The following is a 16,512-nucleotide window of genomic DNA, read 5'->3' on the forward strand; positions in this document are numbered from 1 at the left end:
GCTCACACCTGGCTGAAGTCGGGGTGGCGCTTTTGCATGAAGGCGGAAAACGCCTCCCGCGCCGCCGGGCCGCGCAGCAGGCGGCCAAAGCTGGCGCCCTCCTCGGCCATGCACTCCAGCACGGCACCGGCCTGGCCTTTTTTCATCAGGCGCTTGGTCTCAACCAGCGACGACAGCGGCTTGGCGGCGAGCTTCTTCGCCTGCGCCTGCGCCACGGCGTTGCACTCGGTCGGCGGCACAACGCGGTTGACCAGGCCCACTTCCAGCGCCGCCTCGGCCAAGAAGGGCTCGCCCAGCAAGAGCGCCTCGGCCGCGCGGTGGTAGCCCAGCATCTGCGGCAAGAGCAGGCTCGACGCCGCCTCGGGGCACAGCCCGAGGTTGACGAAGGGCATGGAGAACGCCGCGTTGTCGCCGGCGTACACCAGGTCGCAATGCAGCAGCAAGGTGGTGCCAATGCCCACGGCCGGGCCGCAGACGGCAGCCACCAGCGGCTTGGAAAAACCGGCGAGCGCGCGCAGGAACTGGAACACCGGCGCATCCTCGCTCGCCGGCGGATTGTTCAGAAAATCGCCAATGTCGTTACCGGCGCTGAAAATCGTCACATCGCCCTGGAACACGACCACGCGCGTGGCCGCGTCGTCCTGCGCCGCCAGCAGGGCCTGGGCCAGGGCGGTGTACATCGCCTGGGTGAGCGAGTTTTTCTTCTCGACGCGGTTGAAGGTGATGGTGGTGACACCGGCTTCGGTGTGCACCAGGATGTCTTGGGGGGCGGTCGCAGCAATGCTCATGGCGTTGTCTCTTGGTTGAATCTCGGGGGTCATTCTTTAAAGTACACGACCTGGTGGCTGGTGGCCAGCAGGTCGCCCGCTTCGCTCCACAGCTGGGCGTTGTGGTCGAAGAAGCCGTTGCGGTAGCCCTGGCCGCGCGCCTGCGCCAGCACATGGCCTTTGCCCGTGGCCGCCAGCAGGGCGCTGTCGGCATGAAAGTACACCGTCAGCGCCACCGTGCCCGCCGGCACCAGGCGCGCACGGCGCAGCCAGACGCGCGGGAAGAACACGTCAGCCATGGCCGCCAGGGCCGGAAAATCCAGCGCCCGCGCCGGCGCATCGCGCAGCCACAGCTGGGTCAGGCTGCCGTGGTCGGCGCCGTCCCATTTCTGGGGCATGGTGCCTTCAATCACGCGCATTTCGTAGCGCGAGAGCCAGGGCGGCTTGAAATCACCCGCCACCTGCGCCTGGGCGTAGGCGCTGGGCGGCGCCACCCGGGGCATGGGCTGGTCGCTGGCGCTCCAGGTCTTGCGCCGCTGCGCCGTCACCGCCATGGCCGTGGTCACCAGCTGGGGCTGGCCGTCGGCGCCGGGCTGCAGCAGGGCCAGAATCCAGTGCTGGGTCGAGCGGTTGGTGCGCGCTGGCGTGGCCTGGATGGTGAAGGGGCCGTCTTGCTGCGCGGCGGCAAAGTGCACCGTCAGCGACACCGGCTCGCCCTGGCAATCGGGGTGCTGCAGCACCGCCTGCAACAGCTGCGCCGCCGTGCAGCCGCCAAAGGGGCCCACCATGTTCCAGTACGCCGGGCTGGTCTGGCCGCTGAACTGGCCGGGGGCGGCAGAGGTCAGTGCAATGGCAGTATCCAAGGGATGCATCGGTGGTGCGCTCCAGAAAAAAAGGCGGGCACATACCCCCCGCACAGGAAGGTATGCGTCCCGCCCAGGGGGTTTACAGCGCCTCGAAGATACCCGCCGCGCCCTGGCCCGTGCCGATGCACATCGTCACCATGCCGTACTTGAGCTTGTGGCGGCGCAGCGCGTGGATGGTGGTGGCGGCGCGAATCGCACCGGTAGCGCCCAGCGGGTGGCCCAGGGCGATGGCACCGCCCATGGGGTTGACGGTGGCCGGGTTCAGGCCCAGGGTGTTGACCACGGCCAGCGACTGCGCGGCAAAGGCTTCGTTCAACTCGTACCAGCCGATGTCCTGGTGCTGCAGGCCGGCGTAGCGCAGGGCGGCAGGAATGGCCTCGATGGGGCCGATGCCCATGATTTCCGGCGGCACGCCGCGTGCGGCGTAGCTGACGAAACGCGCCAGCGGCGTGAGGCCAAACTGCTTGACGGCCTTCTCGCTGGCCAGGATGAGCGCGCCCGCGCCGTCGCTGGTCTGCGAGCTGTTGCCGGCCGTGACCGAGCCGCGTGCGGCGAACACCGGGCGCAGCTTGCCCAGGCCTTCGATCGAGGTGTCGGGGCGCGGGCCTTCGTCGAGGCTGACGGTGCGGCGCTTTTCGATCACTTCGCCAGTCGCCAGGTTGGGGCTGCGCTCGACGATCTCGAACGGCGTGATTTCGTCGCTGAACTCACCGGCTTGCTGCGCCTTGATGGCGCGCAGGTGCGATTCGAGCGCGAAAGCGTCTTGCTGTTCGCGGCTGATCTTCCACTGCTGGGCAACTTTTTCTGCCGTCAGGCCCATGCCGTAGGCGATGCCCACGTTCTCGTCCTTGGCAAACACCTCGGGGTTGAACGAGGGCTTGCCGCCACCCATGGGCACCATGCTCATGGACTCGGCGCCGCCGGCGATCAGCACGTCGGCCTCACCCACGCGGATGCGGTCAGCGGCCATCTGGATGGCAGTGATGCCCGAGGCGCAGAAACGGTTGACGGTGACGCCGCCCACCGGGTGGTCAAACGCCAGGCCCATGACGATGCGCGCCATGTTCATGCCCTGCTCGCCTTCGGGGAAGGAGCAGCCGATGATGCTGTCCTCGATCGCCTTGGGGTCGAGCGTGGGCACCTGCGCCATCGCGCCGCGCACGGCGGCCAGCAGCAGGTCGTCCGGGCGGGTGTTCTTGAAGTAACCACGACCCGAGCGCCCGATGGGCGTGCGCGTGGCGGCGACGATGTAGGCTTCTTGTACTTGCTTCATGTTGTATCTCTCCTTGGCGCTCAGTTACGCACGGGCTTGCCGGTGTTGAGCATCCCCAAGATGCGCTCGTGCGTCTTGGGCTGGCCGATCAGGTGGCAGAACACCTTGCGCTCCAGGGTCAGCAGGTATTCCTCGCTCACCAGCGAGCCGCCGTCCACTTCGCCGCCGCAGACAACTTCAGCGATCATGGCGGCGATCTTGAAGTCGTAGGCGCTGATGAAGCCGCCGTCGCGCATGTTCACCAATTGCGCCTTGATGGTTGCCAGGCCGCTGCGACCCGCCACCGGGAACAGGCGCTTGGTGGGCGCACGCCAGCCGCTGGCAGCCATGGCGCGGGCTTCGTTGATGGCGACGAACAGCACTTCGTCCTTGTGCGGCACGATGATGTCGGAATCGAGCAGGTAGCCGAGCTTGCGCGACTCGATCGCGCTGGTGCCCACCTTGGCCATGGCGGCTGCGGTGAAGCCTTCGGTGAGGAAGGGCAGCAGGTCCTTGCTGGTGCTTTGCAGCATCCGCTCGGCAGCGCGGCGCGCAACGTAGGTCAGGCCGCCAGCGCCGGGCACCAGGCCCACGCCCACTTCGACCAGGCCGATGTAGCTTTCCATGTGCGCCACGCGGCGCGCCGAGTACACGGCCAGCTCGCAGCCGCCGCCCAGCGCCATGCCGTGGATGGCCGAGACCACCGGCACTTGCGCATAGCGCAGGCGCATCATCAGGTTCTGCAGCTCGCCTTCGATGCTGTCGATGGCGTCCGCGCCACCCACCACGAAGGCGGGCATGGTCGCTTCCAGGTCGGCACCGACCGAGAACGGCGCGTCGCCCGACCAGATCACCATGCCCTGGAAGTCCTTCTCGGCCAGCTCGACGGCTTCCATCAGGCCTTCCATCACCTCGGGGCTGATGGCGTGCATCTTGTTCTTGATGCTGGCGATCAGCACCTGGTTGTCCACCGTCCAGGCACGCAGGGCGCGGGTTTCAAACAGCGTGGTGCCGGCCACCTTCCAGTCGGGCAGGCTGGCTTCGCCGAGCAGCTTTTCCGGGAAAATCTGGCGCTCGTACACCGGCAGCACACGCCGGGGCAGGAACTTGCCTTGCGCCGGGCTCCACGAGCCTTCGGCCGTGTGCACGCCACCGGCCTGGGCCACCGGGCCTTCAAACACCCATTGGGGCAGCGGTGCGCTGCACAGGGCTTTGCCGGCGTCGATGTCTTCTTGCACCATCTTCGCCACTTCGAGCCAACCGGCTTCTTGCCACAGCTCGAACGGGCCTTGCTTCATGCCAAAGCCCCAGCGCATGGCCTGGTCCACGTCGCGCGCGCAGTCGGCGATGGATTCGAGGTGCAATGCGGCGTAGTGGAAGCCGTTGCGCAAAATGGCCCACAGGAACTGGCCAGGCGCGCCTTCGGCGTTGCGCAGCAGGCGCAGGCGCTCGGCGGCGGGCTTTTTCAGCATCCGGCCATACACGTCGTCGGCCTTCTGGCCGGCGGGCACGTACTCCTCGCTGTCGAGCTCGAAGCGCAGGATGTCGCGGCCCACTTTCTTGAAGAAACCGGCCTTGGTTTTTTGGCCCAGGTTGCCCATTTCGATCAGCTTGGCCAGCACGGCGGGCGTGCTGAAGCTGCCGTAGAAGGGGTCGGTCTCCAGGCTCAGGTTGTCTTGCAGCGTCTTGATGACGTGGGCCATGGTGTCCAGGCCCACGACGTCGGCGGTGCGGAAGGTGCCGGAGCTGGCGCGGCCCAATTTTTTGCCGGTCAGGTCATCGACCACGTCGTAGGACAGGCCGAAGTTCTCCACTTCCTTCATCGTCGAGAGCATCCCGGCGATGCCGATGCGGTTGGCAATGAAGTTGGGCGTGTCCTTGGCGCGCACCACGCCCTTGCCCAGGCCGCTGGTGACGAAGGCTTCGAGCTGGTCGAGCACCAGGGGCTCGGTGGTGGGGGTGTTGATCAGCTCCACCAGCGGCATGTAGCGCGGCGGGTTGAAGAAGTGGATGCCACAAAAGCGCGGCTTGATGCTTTCCGGCAGCGCCTCGGACAGCTTGGTGATCGACAGGCCCGAGGTGTTGGACGCCAGGATGGCGTGCTTGGCAACGTGGGGCGCGATTTTTGTGTACAGGTCGAGCTTCCAGTCCATGCGCTCGGCGATCGCTTCGATCACCAGGTCGCACTCGCCCAGGAGCTTCAAGTGCTCTTCGTAGTTGGCCGCTTCGATCAGGTCGGCGTCCTCGGCCACGCCAATGGGCGAGGGCTTGAGCTTTTTCAGGTTGGCAATGGCCTTGAGCGCGATGGCGCTTTTCGGGCCTTCTTTGGCAGGCAGGTCGAACAGGACGACCGGCACCTTCACGTTGACGAGGTGGGCGGCAATTTGCGCGCCCATCACGCCCGCGCCGAGCACGGCGACTTTTTTCACATTGAATCGGGACATGGTTGTGTGTTTCGTGTTCAGGGGTTATTCCACGCGCTGCCAGGTTTGCGTGCGCCCAAAGGGGCCGATGGAGCCACGCACTTCCAGCTTCTTGCCGCCCTCGATGGGGGTCAGGCGCAGGGTGTAGAACTTGCCGTTTTCGGGGTCGAGGATCTTGCCGTCCTCCCACACATCTTTGTCTTCTGCCTTCTTGGCACCTTTGATGATTTGCAGGCCCACAATGGGCTGGTCCTTGAGCTCGTCCTTGCATTCGCCGCATTTGGCGTTGGGCTCGGCGTTCTTGCGCAGCACCTTCTCGATACGCCCGAAGAACACGCCGCCGTTGTCGGCAATACGCACCTCAGACTTGGCCTCATTGGTTTTTTCGTCAAAGCTGCGCCACAGGCCGGCGGGCGTCATCTGGGCAAAAACAGGGGTGGTCAATGCTACCAAAACGATAGCTGCTAGCGCTTGTCTCATAAGGTCTCCAGGGCAAAAAGACTAAAAATAGTAATGTGGCGTGGCGGCTGCCGCCCCGCACCCCGCCCCCGGCCTGCGCCGGGGGTGTGCTGGCTTTAGGCCAGGGCGGCGTCGGTGTCCATCAACACCTTGGAGCCGGCGCGGGCGGTGCGCATCAGCAGCACGGTCTCGGGGAACAGCTTGGCGAAGTAGAAGCGCGCCGTCTGCAGCTTGGCAACGTAGAACGGGTCGTTGTTACCAGCGGCGATGGCGCGCAGCGACACCTGGGCCATGCGGGCGAACAGGTAGCCAAACACCAGGTGGCCGGCAACGCGCAGGTAGTCCACGGCAGCGGCGCCCACTTCGTCGGCGTTTTGCATGCCCTTGAAGCCGATCTCGGTGGTGAACTTGGTCATCTGCTCGCCCAGAATGGCGACCGGGTTGATGAACTCGGCCATCTTCTCGTTCACGCCTTCCTCGGCCACCAGAGCGCCGATCAGCTTGCCCAGCTTCTTGAGCGTGGCGCCGTTGTTGCCCAGCACCTTGCGGCCCAGCAGGTCGAGCGACTGCACGGTGTTCGTGCCTTCGTAGATCATGTTGATGCGGTTGTCGCGCACGAACTGCTCCATGCCCCACTCTTTGATGAAGCCGTGGCCGCCAAAGACCTGCATACAGGCGTTGGTGGCGATGTGGCCGTTGTCGGTGATGAAGGCTTTGACGATGGGGGTGAGCAGGGCGACCATCTCGTCGCTGTCGGCGCGCACCTTCTCATCGGGGTGGTTGTGCGCCTTGTCCAGCAGCAGCGTGCAATAGATTTGCAGCGCGCGTGCGCCTTCGGCGTAGGCCTTGGCGGTCAGCAGCATCTTGCGCACGTCGGGGTGCACGATGATCGGATCGGCATCCTTGTCCTTGGCCTTGGTGCCCGAGAGGCTGCGCATCTGGATGCGGTCCTTGGCGTAGACCAGGGCGTTCTGGAACGCCACTTCGGTCAGGCCCAGCGACTGGTTGCCCACGCCCAGGCGGGCGGCGTTCATCATCACGAACATGGCAGCCAGACCCTTGTGCGGCTGGCCCACCAGGGTACCGACGGCGCCGTCGATGGCGATCTGCGACGTGGCGTTGCCGTGGATGCCCATCTTGTGCTCCAGGCCGGTGCAGAAGATGGGGTTGCGGCTGCCCAGCGAGCCATCGGCGTTGACGTTGAACTTGGGCACGACGAACAGGCTGATGCCCTTGGAGCCCTTGGGCGCGTCCGGCAGGCGGGCGAGCACCAGGTGGATGATGTTGGAGGCCACATCGTGCTCACCGGCGCTGATGAAAATCTTGTTGCCGGTGATCTTGTAGCTGCCGTCGCCCAGGGGCTCGGCCTTGGTGCGCAGCAGGCCCAGGTCGGTGCCGCAGTGCGGCTCGGTCAGGCACATGGTGCCGGTCCACTCGCCGCTCACCAGCTTGGGCAGGTAGGTGGCTTTTTGTGCGTCGGTGCCGTGGGCCAGCAGGGCTTCATAAGCGCCGTGCGACAGGCCGGGGTACATGGTCCAGGCCTGGTTGGCGCTGTTGAGCATTTCGTACAGGCACTGGTTGACGGTGTGCGGCAGGCCCTGGCCACCAAACTCGGGGTCGCACGACAGCGCCGGCCAGCCGCCTTCCACATACGCGGCGTAGGCTTCCTTGAAGCCCTTGGGCGTGGTGACTTCGTTGGTTTCCTTGTTGTGCTTGCAGCCCTCGGCGTCGCCGCTGATGTTCAACGGAAAGGCCACGCCAGCGGCAAACTTGCCCGCTTCTTCGAGCACGGCGTTGATGGTGTCCGCATCGGTTTCGGCGTGCGCAGGCATCGCCTTGAATTCTTCGGCGACGTTGAAGACTTCGTGCAGCACGAATTGCATGTCGCGCAGTGGCGGCTGGTAGCTGGGCATGGGCGTACTCCTATGGATGGAAAGCGTGTGGGGAAAAAAATCAGCCCGGCTGCGAAGCGCTTGCGCCGCAGTGGGCCAGGATGTTGTCAAAACCTTTGACGGCGCGTTCGATCGAGCCGACGTTGCGCAAAAACCGCGCCTCGTAGTGCAAGGCCAGGATCAGGCCGTGGATCTCGAACAGCATCTGGTCGGCATCCACGTCTGCGCGCAGTTCGCCCAGCTCGGCGCACTGCACGATGGCGCGGCGCATGGCCGAGAGCCAGATCAGCACCGATTCCGACAGCGCATCGCGCACCGGGCCGGGTTGCTCATCGAACTCAATGGCCCCGCTGATGTAGATGCAGCCCGAATCGATTTCGATGGAGGTGCGTTGCATCCAGTTGCCAAACAGCGCACGCAGGCGCGGCAGCCCGCGCGGCGCCGCCAGGGCCGGATAGAACACCTCTTGCTCGAACCGCTGGTGGTACTCGCGCACCACCGAGATCTGCAGCTCCTCACGCGAACCAAAATGCGCGAACACGCCGGATTTGCTCATGCCCGTGACATCGGCCAGGGCGCCAATCGACAGCCCCTCCAGCCCAATGTGCGTGGCCAGCCCCAGGGCGGCATCGACGATGGCCGCCTTGGTCTGCTGCCCCTTTTGCAACGCACGCCCCCGGCTGCTGCGCGCGGCAGCGGAAACGGGAGTGGGGTGAGCGGCAGAAGGCGTAGGCATGGGTACAGGCAAAAACGAACGTTCGTTCTATTTTGCAGCAAATTCCCGTTTTGCCCTACCCCCCCCGGGAAAATAGGGAGATCGCTCCAAACGCGCCGGCTACAGCACCAGCGCCAGGCTGGCCTGCAGCTGCTCGGTGGGCAGCTGGCGAAAGCCCGAGCGCGCAAAGCGCTGCAGGCGGCCCACGGCAAAGTCGGTCAGCAGGCGCGCGGCCACCTGGGCCTCGGCCGTGGGCTTGGCCGAGCCGTGCGCCTGCGCAGCGGCGCGCAGCGCCTGGCGCAGGCTCGATTCAAAGCGCTCGAAAAACTGGTTCATGCGCGCCTGCAGGCGCTCGTTTTCCAGCACCAGGGCGTCGCCCACCATGACGCGCACCATGCCCGGGTTTTTCTCGCCAAACTGCAGCAGCAGGGCGACGATGCGCGCCGCCTGCTCCGCCCCCTGGGCGTTGCCCTGCGCCGGGTCAGCCGCCTCGCGCCCGAGCACCTGCTGCACCAGGCTGAAGACGCTGTGCTCGATGAACTCGATCAGCCCCTCGAACATCTGCGCCTTGCTGGCGAAGTGGCGGTACAGCGCCGCCTCGCTCACATCGAGCTGGCGCGCGAGCAAGGCGGTGGTGATGCGCTCGCCCCCGGGCTGCTCCAGCAGCTGGGCCAGGGTTTGCAGAATTTGCGCCCGGCGCTCGCCCGGCAGCGGGCGCTTGCGCGCGGCCGGTGCAGTGCCGCTGCTGGCGGCTTCGTTCTCAGGGAGGGCGGAGGCGGGGGCAAATTCAGACATGGGGCGAACACAGACAAAGGAGGGCCATTCTCGCAAAGAAAGCCGGCGCCAAAACCCTCAGCCACTGGCCTTTTCTGCCGCTTTGTCTGCCGCTTTGTCTGCTGCCACACCGCAGGCATGGCAGTAGCGCGCAAACGCACTCTTGCGCGTGCTGCACGCGCCGCAATGGTCAAACAGACCGATGCCGCAGTGCGGGCAAAAATCAATTTTTTCGTTCTTCAGATCCACCCCGCGCTCGCAGCCCGGGCACAGGCCCTTGGCCAGGCGTTCGAGCGCCAGGTCGTAGCCCAGCTCCTGGCGCCGCTCCTGCTCGGGCAGGGCTTCGGCCTGTTTTTGCCGCTCCAGGTAGCGGTTGAGCGCGACGATGGCCCAGCGCCCAACCAGCGCCGTGATGGCGATGCCGACCACGTAGCGCACGTAGCCGCCGTAGCTCGGCAGGTAGGGCACGAGCTCGACGAAGAAGGCGAACAGCGCAAAGAAGATGAAACCCCAGACGAAGGGCCACCAGGTGCCGTGGCGCTTTTTGGCAAACAGCCAGCCCGCGAGCAGCAACAGCGGCAGCGTCAGCGCCAGGCGGTAGAGGAACACGCGCAGCTCGGCGCTGCGCTGCGCCGCCCGCCAGGGCTCGCGCGCCGCCTCCTCCAGGGCGCTGAGCTGGGCACGGGCGGCATCGCTCGCCTGGCGCGCGTCGAGCTGCGCTTGCTGCTGCGCTTCGAGCACCTCCTGCGCGCGGCGCTCGGCCTGCTTCAAGGCGTCGAGCTGGCGGTTGCGCGCCAGCACCTCGGGGTTGTCCTCGCTGCGCTCCGTGGCCCGCCGCGCGGCCAGCCAGTTGGCGTAAGTCTCGCGCGCGTCCTGGCTCTCGCTGCGCGCCTTGCTGCGCTGCAGCTGCGCCTGCTCCAGCGCCTGCTGCGCGTCTTGCACGCTGCCCTCCAGCGCCTTCAGGCGGGCGCGCAGCGGCGCGGCCTGGGCTTGATCGACAAAGTCACCGAGCCGCACCGGCGCCTGCACACGCGGCAGGTCGCCCACCAGCTGGCTGCCCAGGCCGATGAGGAAGCTGGCAAACACGAACGCCACCAGCCACAGGCCCCGGCGAAACCACTTCTCCGACCAGCGCAATGCTTTGCCCATGATGCACCTTTTTTACTATTAATTTGATAGCTGCCAGCGCTTATCCAGCAAGCGCTACATGCCAATTACACCGCCATCACCCCTGCCCCAGCAGCCCTGCCACCTGCACGCGCAGGGCCTCGGGCTGCACGCTGGCGGCAGATATTTCGGGGCCGATGTTCAGGCCCACGCGGTTCCAAAAGCCGCGCCGGAAGGGGCGCACCATGGCGCCGCCTTGCTCGATGCGGCTGAAGTACGAGCCCCACAAATTCGTCAGCGCCATGGGCACGACGGGCGCGGCCACGCCATCAGCCTGGGCGCGTTCGATGATCTTCATGATGCCGCCCTTGAAGGGCTGCAGCTGCCCGTCGCGGGTGATGCCGCCTTCGGGGAAGATGGCAAGCAAGTCGCCCCCCTGCAGCACCTGGGCGGCGCGTTCAAATGCCGCTTCGTAGGTGGCGCTGTCTTCTTTTTGTGGTGCGACGGGAATGGCCTTGGCCAGGCGAAACAGCCAGCCGAGCACCGGCACGCGGAAGATGCGGTGGTCCATCAAAAAGTAAATGGGCCGGGGGCTGGCGGCCATGAGCAGCATGGCATCGACGAAGCTGACGTGGTTGCACGCCAGGATGGCCGCGCCCTCGGTGGGGATGTGCGCATCGCCGTGCACCTTGAAACGGTAAATGCAGCGCGACAAAACCCAGGCGACAAAGCGCAGCAGGTACTCGGGCACGAGCAAAAAGATGTAGCCCGCCACCACCGCATTGGCCAGGCCGGTGAGCAAGAACACCTGCGGCACGCTCAGCCCCGCACCCAGGAGCGCGCCGGCCAGAACGGCGCTGGCGATCATGAACAGCGCGTTCAAGATGTTGTTGGCGGCAATGATGCGCGCGCGGTGCGTGGGCTGGCTGCGCATCTGGATGAGGGCGTACATGGGCACGCTGTAGAGCCCGGCAAACAGGCTCAGCAGCAGCAAATCGAGCATCACGCGCCAGTGCGCCGCCTGCGCCAGGAAGGCGGTCAGGCCCATCAGCGGCGCCTCGGGCAGGCCGCGCGCGGCAAAGTACAGGTCGATGGCAAAAACGCTCATGCCGATGGTGCCCAGCGGCACCAGGCCGATCTCCACATGGCGGCGCGAGAGCACCTCGCACAGCAGCGCGCCCGTGCCAATGCCGACCGAGAACACCACCAGCAAGAGCGAGGCCACCTGCTCGTCGCCGTGCAGCACCTGCTTGGCAAAGCTGGGGAATTGCGACAAAAACACCGCGCCAAAGAACCACATCCACGAAATGCCCAGCAGCGAGCGAAAGACGACGATGTTCTCGTGCGCCAGCCGCAGGTTGCGCCAGGTTTCGGTGATCGGGTTCCAGTGGATGCGCAGCCCCGGGTCGGTCGCGGGCGCGGGCGGGATGGCCTGCGCCGCCACGCGCCCCACCAACGCCAGCAGCACGCAGCCGGCCGCCACCGCGCTGTGACCCACATCTGGCAGCGCCACGAGCAGACCACCGGCGACGTTGCCCAGCAAGATGGCGACGAAGGTGCCCATCTCCACCATGCCGTTGCCGCCGGTCAGCTCACGCTCGCTCAAAGCCTGGGGCAGGTAGGCAAACTTGACCGGGCCAAACAGCGTCGAGTGCAGGCCCATGAGGAACACGCAGGCCAGCAGCAGCGCCGGCAGCGTCAGCACAAAACCCAGCGCCGCCAGCAGCATGATGGCGATCTCCAGGTTCTTGACGAAGCGGATGATGCGCGTCTTCTCCAGCTTGTCCGTGATCTGCCCGGCCGTGGCCGAGAACAGCAAAAACGGCAGGATGAACAGCGCGCCAATCGCCAGCCCGGCCTGCGCCGGCGCCAGCCAGGCCACCTGCAGCTGGTAAGTCACCATGACGGTGAAGGCGAACTTGAACAGGTTGTCGTTGGCCGCGCCGCAAAACTGCGTCCAGAAAAACGGCGCAAAACGGCGCTGGGTGAGCAGGGCAAACTGGTTGGGGTGGTCGGACACGGCAAGGCCTTCAGGGGGGAATGCACGCAGCGGGCCGGCAGCGCTATTATTTTTATAGCTGTCAGCGCTTATTGAGCAAGCGCTAGCAGCTGTTTTAACCCTTGATTGGGTGCTTAGGAAGCCGCTTTTTTGCGCGCCGGCGCCTGGGCCGGGGTTCTCGCTGCGGTTTTGGTGGTGACTTTGGCGGTGGTTTTGGCCGGGGCTTTGCCGGCGGCCTTGCGCGCGGTCTTGGTCACGGCCTTGACGGCTTCGCTCGCGGCCTTCTTGCCCGCTTCGCTGGCGGCTTTTTGGGCCACGGTTTTGACCGCTGCGCCCACCCCGGCAGCGGCTGCGGGCTTGACGCCGGCGGCCTCCTGCATGGTCTGCACGCCCTTGGCGGCAATCTGGGTGGCCATATCGGTGGCGGTTTTCAGCGCCTCTTTGGCCAGACCGGTGGCCACGCTCTTGGTAGCGTCGAGCGCGCCCTGGCGCGCGGCATCGTTGAGGGCGGTGGCGGCAATTTGCTGGAACTGGCTGGTGAGCGCGCCCCACCACTGCAGCGGGTCGATGGCGCCAACCTCGGGCGCCGCCTTGGCGCTCTTGCGCGCTGCCGGGGCGGCGGCGGTGCTGGCGGCTTCGGCCCCATCCGCAGCCCGCGCGGCCACGTCCGAGACGGCCTGCGCCGCGCTGGCCACGGTCTCGCCCGCTTTTTGCACGCCGGTGGCCACCGTATCGGCGGCTTTGAGCTTGAAGGCGTTGGCCACGTCGGCCATGTTGAAGTTCATGCCCTGCAGCGTCGCCAGGGTCATTTTTTGCACCTCCAGCGCCTGGATGGTGGCGGCGAGCGCGCGCGAGTTCTGCTCCAGCCAGAACTGCACCGACTTGAGCTCGGTGATGCGCTTTTCCAGCTCCTCGACGTTGATCGTCGGCGCCACCCAGTTCGACAGGTTGGGCAGCTGCGGCACCTTGTCGGCCGCGCCCTTGGCCAGGCCCTGCAAAAAATCAAACCCGGGCACCAGTTTGGCAAAACCAAAGGCATTGTTCTCGCTCATGACGGCTCCATGCAGTGGGTGGATATCGCGCAAAGCTTACCCCATGCACAGCCCTACACTGGGCGCATGTTGCGTTGGTTGCTCGTCGTTTTCCTGGCCCTGGTGTTGATCAACGGCCTCGCGCCCTGGCTGCGCCGCTGGGGCTTTGGCCGCCTGCCGGGCGATTTGCGCTTTCGCCTGGGCGGGCGGGAGTGGGATATTCCGCTGGCTTCAACCCTGCTGCTGAGCTGGCTCGTCAGCCTGCTCGCGCGCTGGCTGTAGCGGCCAAGGCTTCGCGCTGCAGGCGCTCGCCCAGAATCTGCGCCGGCACCGGGTGGCAGTAAAAGTAGCCCTGACCGTAGTCGCAGCCGGCGGCGAGCAGCAGCTCGTGCTGCGCCTGCGTCTCCACCCCTTCGGCCACCACCGTGATGCCCAGCTGGTGCGCCATGACGATGATGGCCTGGCACAGCACCATGTCCTGGCTGCCCGCCTGCAGGTGCGAGACAAAGCTGCGGTCGATCTTGATGCAGTCGATGTCAAAGCGCTTGAGGTAGGACAGCGAGGAGTAGCCCGTGCCAAAGTCATCGAGCGCCAGTTGCAGCCCGGCGTTTTGCAGCTGGTGCAGCTTGCTGTCGGAGGTTGGGTCGGCATCGAGCAGCACGCGTTCGGTGATCTCCAGCGTCAGCGCCGCCCCCGGCAGCGCCAGCGGTGGCAGCTGCGCCAGCCAGTCGCCCACCTGGTGTGCATTGCTGAGCAGCTGCACGGGCGAGACGTTGACGCTGAGCGAAAAATCCACCGCCCCCGCCGCCCGCCACTGCGCCAGCTGGCGTGCCGCCTCGTGAAACACCCAGTCGCCCAGGGGCACGATCAGGCTCGATTCTTCGGCCAGGTCGATGAACTCGCCCGGCCCAACCAGGCCGCAACCGGGGCGCAGCCAGCGCAGCAGCGCCTCGGCCTTGACGGTGCGCTGGCTGCGCATCTCGACGATGGGCTGGTAGTGCAACACGAATTGGCTCTGCTCAATCCCCGCTTGCAGGTCGCGCAGCAGCAGGCGCCGCTGCTGCACGGCGGCCTGCATTTCGGGCTCGAAAATGGCAAATTGGTTGCGCCCCTTGTCTTTGGCGGCGTACATCGCCAGGTCAGCGTGCTTGAGCAGCTCGACGCCGTCGCTGCTGTCGTCCGGATAAAAAGTCACGCCCATGCTGACCGAGATGTGCACCGTATTGCCCCCCAGCGCATAGGGCTGGGCAATGGCCTGCAGCACCTTGCGGCACACCGGCTGGGCATCGGCCTGCGCCTGCAGCCCAGGCAGGATGAGGGTGAACTCGTCGCCCCCCAGGCGGGCGATGAGGTCGGTCGCGCGCACGCAGCTGCGCAGGCGCCGCGCCACCTGGCGCAGCAGCTCGTCGCCCTGGTCGTGGCCAAAGGTGTCGTTCACTTCCTTGAAAAAATCCAGGTCCAGAAACACCAGCGCAAACGGCAGGCCGCTGTGGCGCGCCTGCTCCATGCCGTGCACCAGGTTTTGCTGGAACATCTGCCGGTTGGGCAGACCGGTGAGGTGGTCGTAGTGCGCCTGGTGCCAGATGGAAGCCTGCTGCTGGCGCTGCAGCGTCACGTCGTTGAACAGGCCGATGTAGTTGTGCACACTGCCGTCGGGGTTGTGCGAGGCGGTAATGGTCAGCTCCGAGACAAAGGTCTGACCGTCGGCGCGGCAGTTGGTGATGTCGCCGCTCCAATGCCCATGCTCGAGCAGGCGCTGCCACATGCCCTGGTAGAACTCCAGCCCATGCTGGCCCGAGCTGAGCGTATTCATGCGCCGCCCGACGATGGCCGGCGCGGCGTAGCCAGTGATGTGCGTGAACGCCGGGTTGATGTCTTGCACCACGCCGCGCGCGTCGGTCACCACAATGGCCTCGCGCGTGTGCTGGAACACCAGGCTGGCGCGGCGCATCGAGGCTTCGGCGCGCTTGCGCTCGCTGGTGTCAATAATCAGGCCGATCACCGCCGGCCGCCCCTGGTAGCGCATGGCAGTGCCAAAAATTTCAATGTCCACCTCGCTGCCGTCGGCGCGCAGCAGGCGGCGCTCGTAGCGGGCGTTGCGCGTGCGCCCTTGCAGGCGGTCTTGCACGCTTTTCTCGACGGCAACGTAAGCCTGGGGCGTGAACAGCCGCGACATCGGCAGGTGGTTGTCCAGGTCTTGCTGCGTGTAGCCGCTCAGCCGCGCCATCTGGTCGTTGGCGTAAATCAGCCGCAGCTCGTGGTCGAGCATGTAAATGCCGGCCACCGCGTTGTCGGCCAGGCCGTTGAACATGGCCTGGATTTGCTCGGCCGTGGCGCGCTCTTGCGCCACGTCCAGCAGCAGCTGCTCGATATGGCGCGCCGACTCATTGAGCGCCTGCGCCAGCTCGCCGAGCTCATCGCTGCGCCGCGCCAGCGCCGCCGGTGCGCGCTGCGCATAGTCGCCCGCCACCATGGCGCGGCATTGCTGCGCCAGGCGCTGCATGGGCTGCAGCACCCGCCGCGCCACCAGCACGTAGCCCAGCCACAGCAGCAACGCATCGAGCACGAACAACGCCAAACTGCTGTACAGGGCGCGCTGGTGCGCCGCGTTGGCGTAGGCGACGATGCCGTCCATCAGCACCTCGGTGTGCTGCAGCAGCACGGCACTGGCCTGCATGGCCGGGCGAATATCGGGTGCAGCCCCAACCGGGGCCGCTTGCAGCGTTTGCAGGGCCTGGCGGTATTGCAGCCAGCTGGTCTGCAGGTCGTCAAAAGCCGGGCGCAGCGGCGCCGGCAAGGCCACAACGCGCAGGCCAAAGGCGCTGCCGCCAGCGGCCAGGGTGCGCTGGGCCTGCTCGAACGCCTGCACGCGCTCGTCGTACGCCTGGGCCCAGTCGCCTTGCGGGTCCTGGCGCGCGGCCAGGCCCTCGAGCGCCATGCGCTGGCCCAGCATCCGCATCTTGCCGGCGATGTTGAGCGTGGCCGCCAGATCGTCCGAGCGGCGCAGCAGCACCTGCAGCACGGCGACGTTGCCCAGGGCCAGCACCAACGCCAACAACAGCGCCCAGGCCGCCTTGCGCTGGAGCGTGCGCGGCCACAGGGGCAGAGAAGAAAACAAAGAAGCAGACATGACGGCGCGAATATGGCACTTCGCCCCCACCGCTGCAGCCGCCAGGGTAAAAAAGTGTATCCAGGGAATACGGAATACTACGGTGTTTTCCCCAGAC

At 66.1% G+C, this 16,512-nt stretch carries 13 protein-coding genes; 1 reads left to right on the top strand and 12 read right to left on the bottom strand.

The genetic code is table 11. The features are described 5' to 3' along the window. Positions 1-2 precede the first annotated feature (2 nt). The 11 genes from G7045_RS11575 to G7045_RS11625 all read right to left on the bottom strand — a co-directional run bounded on the left by G7045_RS11575 (position 3) and on the right by G7045_RS11625 (position 13,306). Entirely contained in the window at positions 3-788 is a 786-nt protein-coding gene (locus tag G7045_RS11575) for an enoyl-CoA hydratase (protein WP_166159782.1), read from the bottom strand. Positions 789-817: 29 nt separating this feature from the next. Continuing rightward, positions 818-1,639 (bottom strand): acyl-CoA thioesterase II, encoded by an 822-nt coding sequence (locus G7045_RS11580; RefSeq protein WP_166159783.1) that lies wholly within the window; start codon positions 1,637-1,639, stop codon positions 818-820. Between the two features lie 73 nt (positions 1,640-1,712). Continuing rightward, positions 1,713-2,906 (bottom strand): acetyl-CoA C-acyltransferase, encoded by a 1,194-nt coding sequence (locus G7045_RS11585; protein ID WP_166159784.1) that lies wholly within the window; start codon positions 2,904-2,906, stop codon positions 1,713-1,715. Positions 2,907-2,926: 20 nt separating this feature from the next. Beyond that, positions 2,927-5,329, bottom strand: a complete 2,403-nt coding sequence (locus G7045_RS11590) for a 3-hydroxyacyl-CoA dehydrogenase/enoyl-CoA hydratase family protein (protein ID WP_166159785.1) — start codon at positions 5,327-5,329, stop codon at positions 2,927-2,929. A 24-nt stretch (positions 5,330-5,353) separates the two neighbouring features. Further along, on the bottom strand, positions 5,354-5,788 hold the full coding sequence (locus G7045_RS11595) for a DUF2147 domain-containing protein (RefSeq protein WP_166159786.1): 435 nt from the start codon (positions 5,786-5,788) through the stop codon (positions 5,354-5,356). A gap of 95 nt (positions 5,789-5,883) precedes the next feature. Then, complete coding sequence (locus G7045_RS11600; RefSeq protein ID WP_166159787.1) at positions 5,884-7,680, bottom strand: acyl-CoA dehydrogenase C-terminal domain-containing protein; 1,797 nt, start codon at positions 7,678-7,680, stop codon at positions 5,884-5,886. 40 nt (positions 7,681-7,720) lie between these two features. Then, positions 7,721-8,395 (bottom strand): TetR/AcrR family transcriptional regulator, encoded by a 675-nt coding sequence (locus G7045_RS11605; RefSeq protein ID WP_166159788.1) that lies wholly within the window; start codon positions 8,393-8,395, stop codon positions 7,721-7,723. 99 nt (positions 8,396-8,494) lie between these two features. Beyond that, positions 8,495-9,169: a nucleoid occlusion factor SlmA gene (gene slmA, locus G7045_RS11610; protein WP_166159789.1), complete on the bottom strand. Its 675-nt coding sequence runs from the start codon at positions 9,167-9,169 to the stop codon at positions 8,495-8,497. A gap of 57 nt (positions 9,170-9,226) precedes the next feature. Then, positions 9,227-10,297, bottom strand: coding sequence for a zinc ribbon domain-containing protein (locus G7045_RS11615; protein WP_166159790.1), 1,071 nt, complete (start codon positions 10,295-10,297; stop codon positions 9,227-9,229). Positions 10,298-10,373: 76 nt separating this feature from the next. Beyond that, positions 10,374-12,275 (bottom strand): MFS transporter, encoded by a 1,902-nt coding sequence (locus G7045_RS11620; protein WP_240919216.1) that lies wholly within the window; start codon positions 12,273-12,275, stop codon positions 10,374-10,376. Positions 12,276-12,388: 113 nt separating this feature from the next. Next, complete coding sequence (locus G7045_RS11625; RefSeq protein ID WP_166159791.1) at positions 12,389-13,306, bottom strand: PhaM family polyhydroxyalkanoate granule multifunctional regulatory protein; 918 nt, start codon at positions 13,304-13,306, stop codon at positions 12,389-12,391. Positions 13,307-13,372: 66 nt separating this feature from the next. On the opposite strand from G7045_RS11625, the gene G7045_RS11630 reads away from it, so the two are divergent. Then, on the top strand, positions 13,373-13,567 hold the full coding sequence (locus tag G7045_RS11630; RefSeq protein ID WP_166159792.1) for a DUF2905 family protein: 195 nt from the start codon (positions 13,373-13,375) through the stop codon (positions 13,565-13,567). On the opposite strand, the gene G7045_RS11635 is transcribed toward G7045_RS11630, so the two are convergent. Continuing rightward, on the bottom strand, positions 13,542-16,415 hold the full coding sequence (locus G7045_RS11635; RefSeq protein WP_240919217.1) for an EAL domain-containing protein: 2,874 nt from the start codon (positions 16,413-16,415) through the stop codon (positions 13,542-13,544). The genes G7045_RS11630 and G7045_RS11635 overlap by 26 nt on opposite strands. Positions 16,416-16,512: the final 97 nt, after the last annotated feature.

The organism is Acidovorax sp. HDW3 (assembly GCF_011303755.1).
GTDB lineage: Bacteria > Pseudomonadota > Gammaproteobacteria > Burkholderiales > Burkholderiaceae_C > Paenacidovorax.

Bases quoted from the DNA above. Each gene is read 5' to 3' on its own strand.
- G7045_RS11575 (WP_166159782.1), bottom strand. From the start codon at position 788: ATGAGCATTGCTGCGACCGCCCCCCAAGACATCCTGGTGCACACCGAA.
- G7045_RS11580 (WP_166159783.1), bottom strand. From the start codon at position 1,639: ATGCATCCCTTGGATACTGCCATTGCACTGACCTCTGCCGCCCCCGGC.
- G7045_RS11585 (WP_166159784.1), bottom strand. From the start codon at position 2,906: ATGAAGCAAGTACAAGAAGCCTACATCGTCGCCGCCACGCGCACGCCC.
- G7045_RS11590 (WP_166159785.1), bottom strand. From the start codon at position 5,329: ATGTCCCGATTCAATGTGAAAAAAGTCGCCGTGCTCGGCGCGGGCGTG.
- G7045_RS11595 (WP_166159786.1), bottom strand. From the start codon at position 5,788: ATGAGACAAGCGCTAGCAGCTATCGTTTTGGTAGCATTGACCACCCCT.
- G7045_RS11600 (WP_166159787.1), bottom strand. From the start codon at position 7,680: ATGCCCAGCTACCAGCCGCCACTGCGCGACATGCAATTCGTGCTGCAC.
- G7045_RS11605 (WP_166159788.1), bottom strand. From the start codon at position 8,395: ATGCCTACGCCTTCTGCCGCTCACCCCACTCCCGTTTCCGCTGCCGCG.
- slmA (WP_166159789.1), bottom strand. From the start codon at position 9,169: ATGTCTGAATTTGCCCCCGCCTCCGCCCTCCCTGAGAACGAAGCCGCC.
- G7045_RS11615 (WP_166159790.1), bottom strand. From the start codon at position 10,297: ATGGGCAAAGCATTGCGCTGGTCGGAGAAGTGGTTTCGCCGGGGCCTG.
- G7045_RS11625 (WP_166159791.1), bottom strand. From the start codon at position 13,306: ATGAGCGAGAACAATGCCTTTGGTTTTGCCAAACTGGTGCCCGGGTTT.
- G7045_RS11630 (WP_166159792.1), top strand. From the start codon at position 13,373: ATGTTGCGTTGGTTGCTCGTCGTTTTCCTGGCCCTGGTGTTGATCAAC.
- G7045_RS11635 (WP_240919217.1), bottom strand. From the start codon at position 16,415: ATGTCTGCTTCTTTGTTTTCTTCTCTGCCCCTGTGGCCGCGCACGCTC.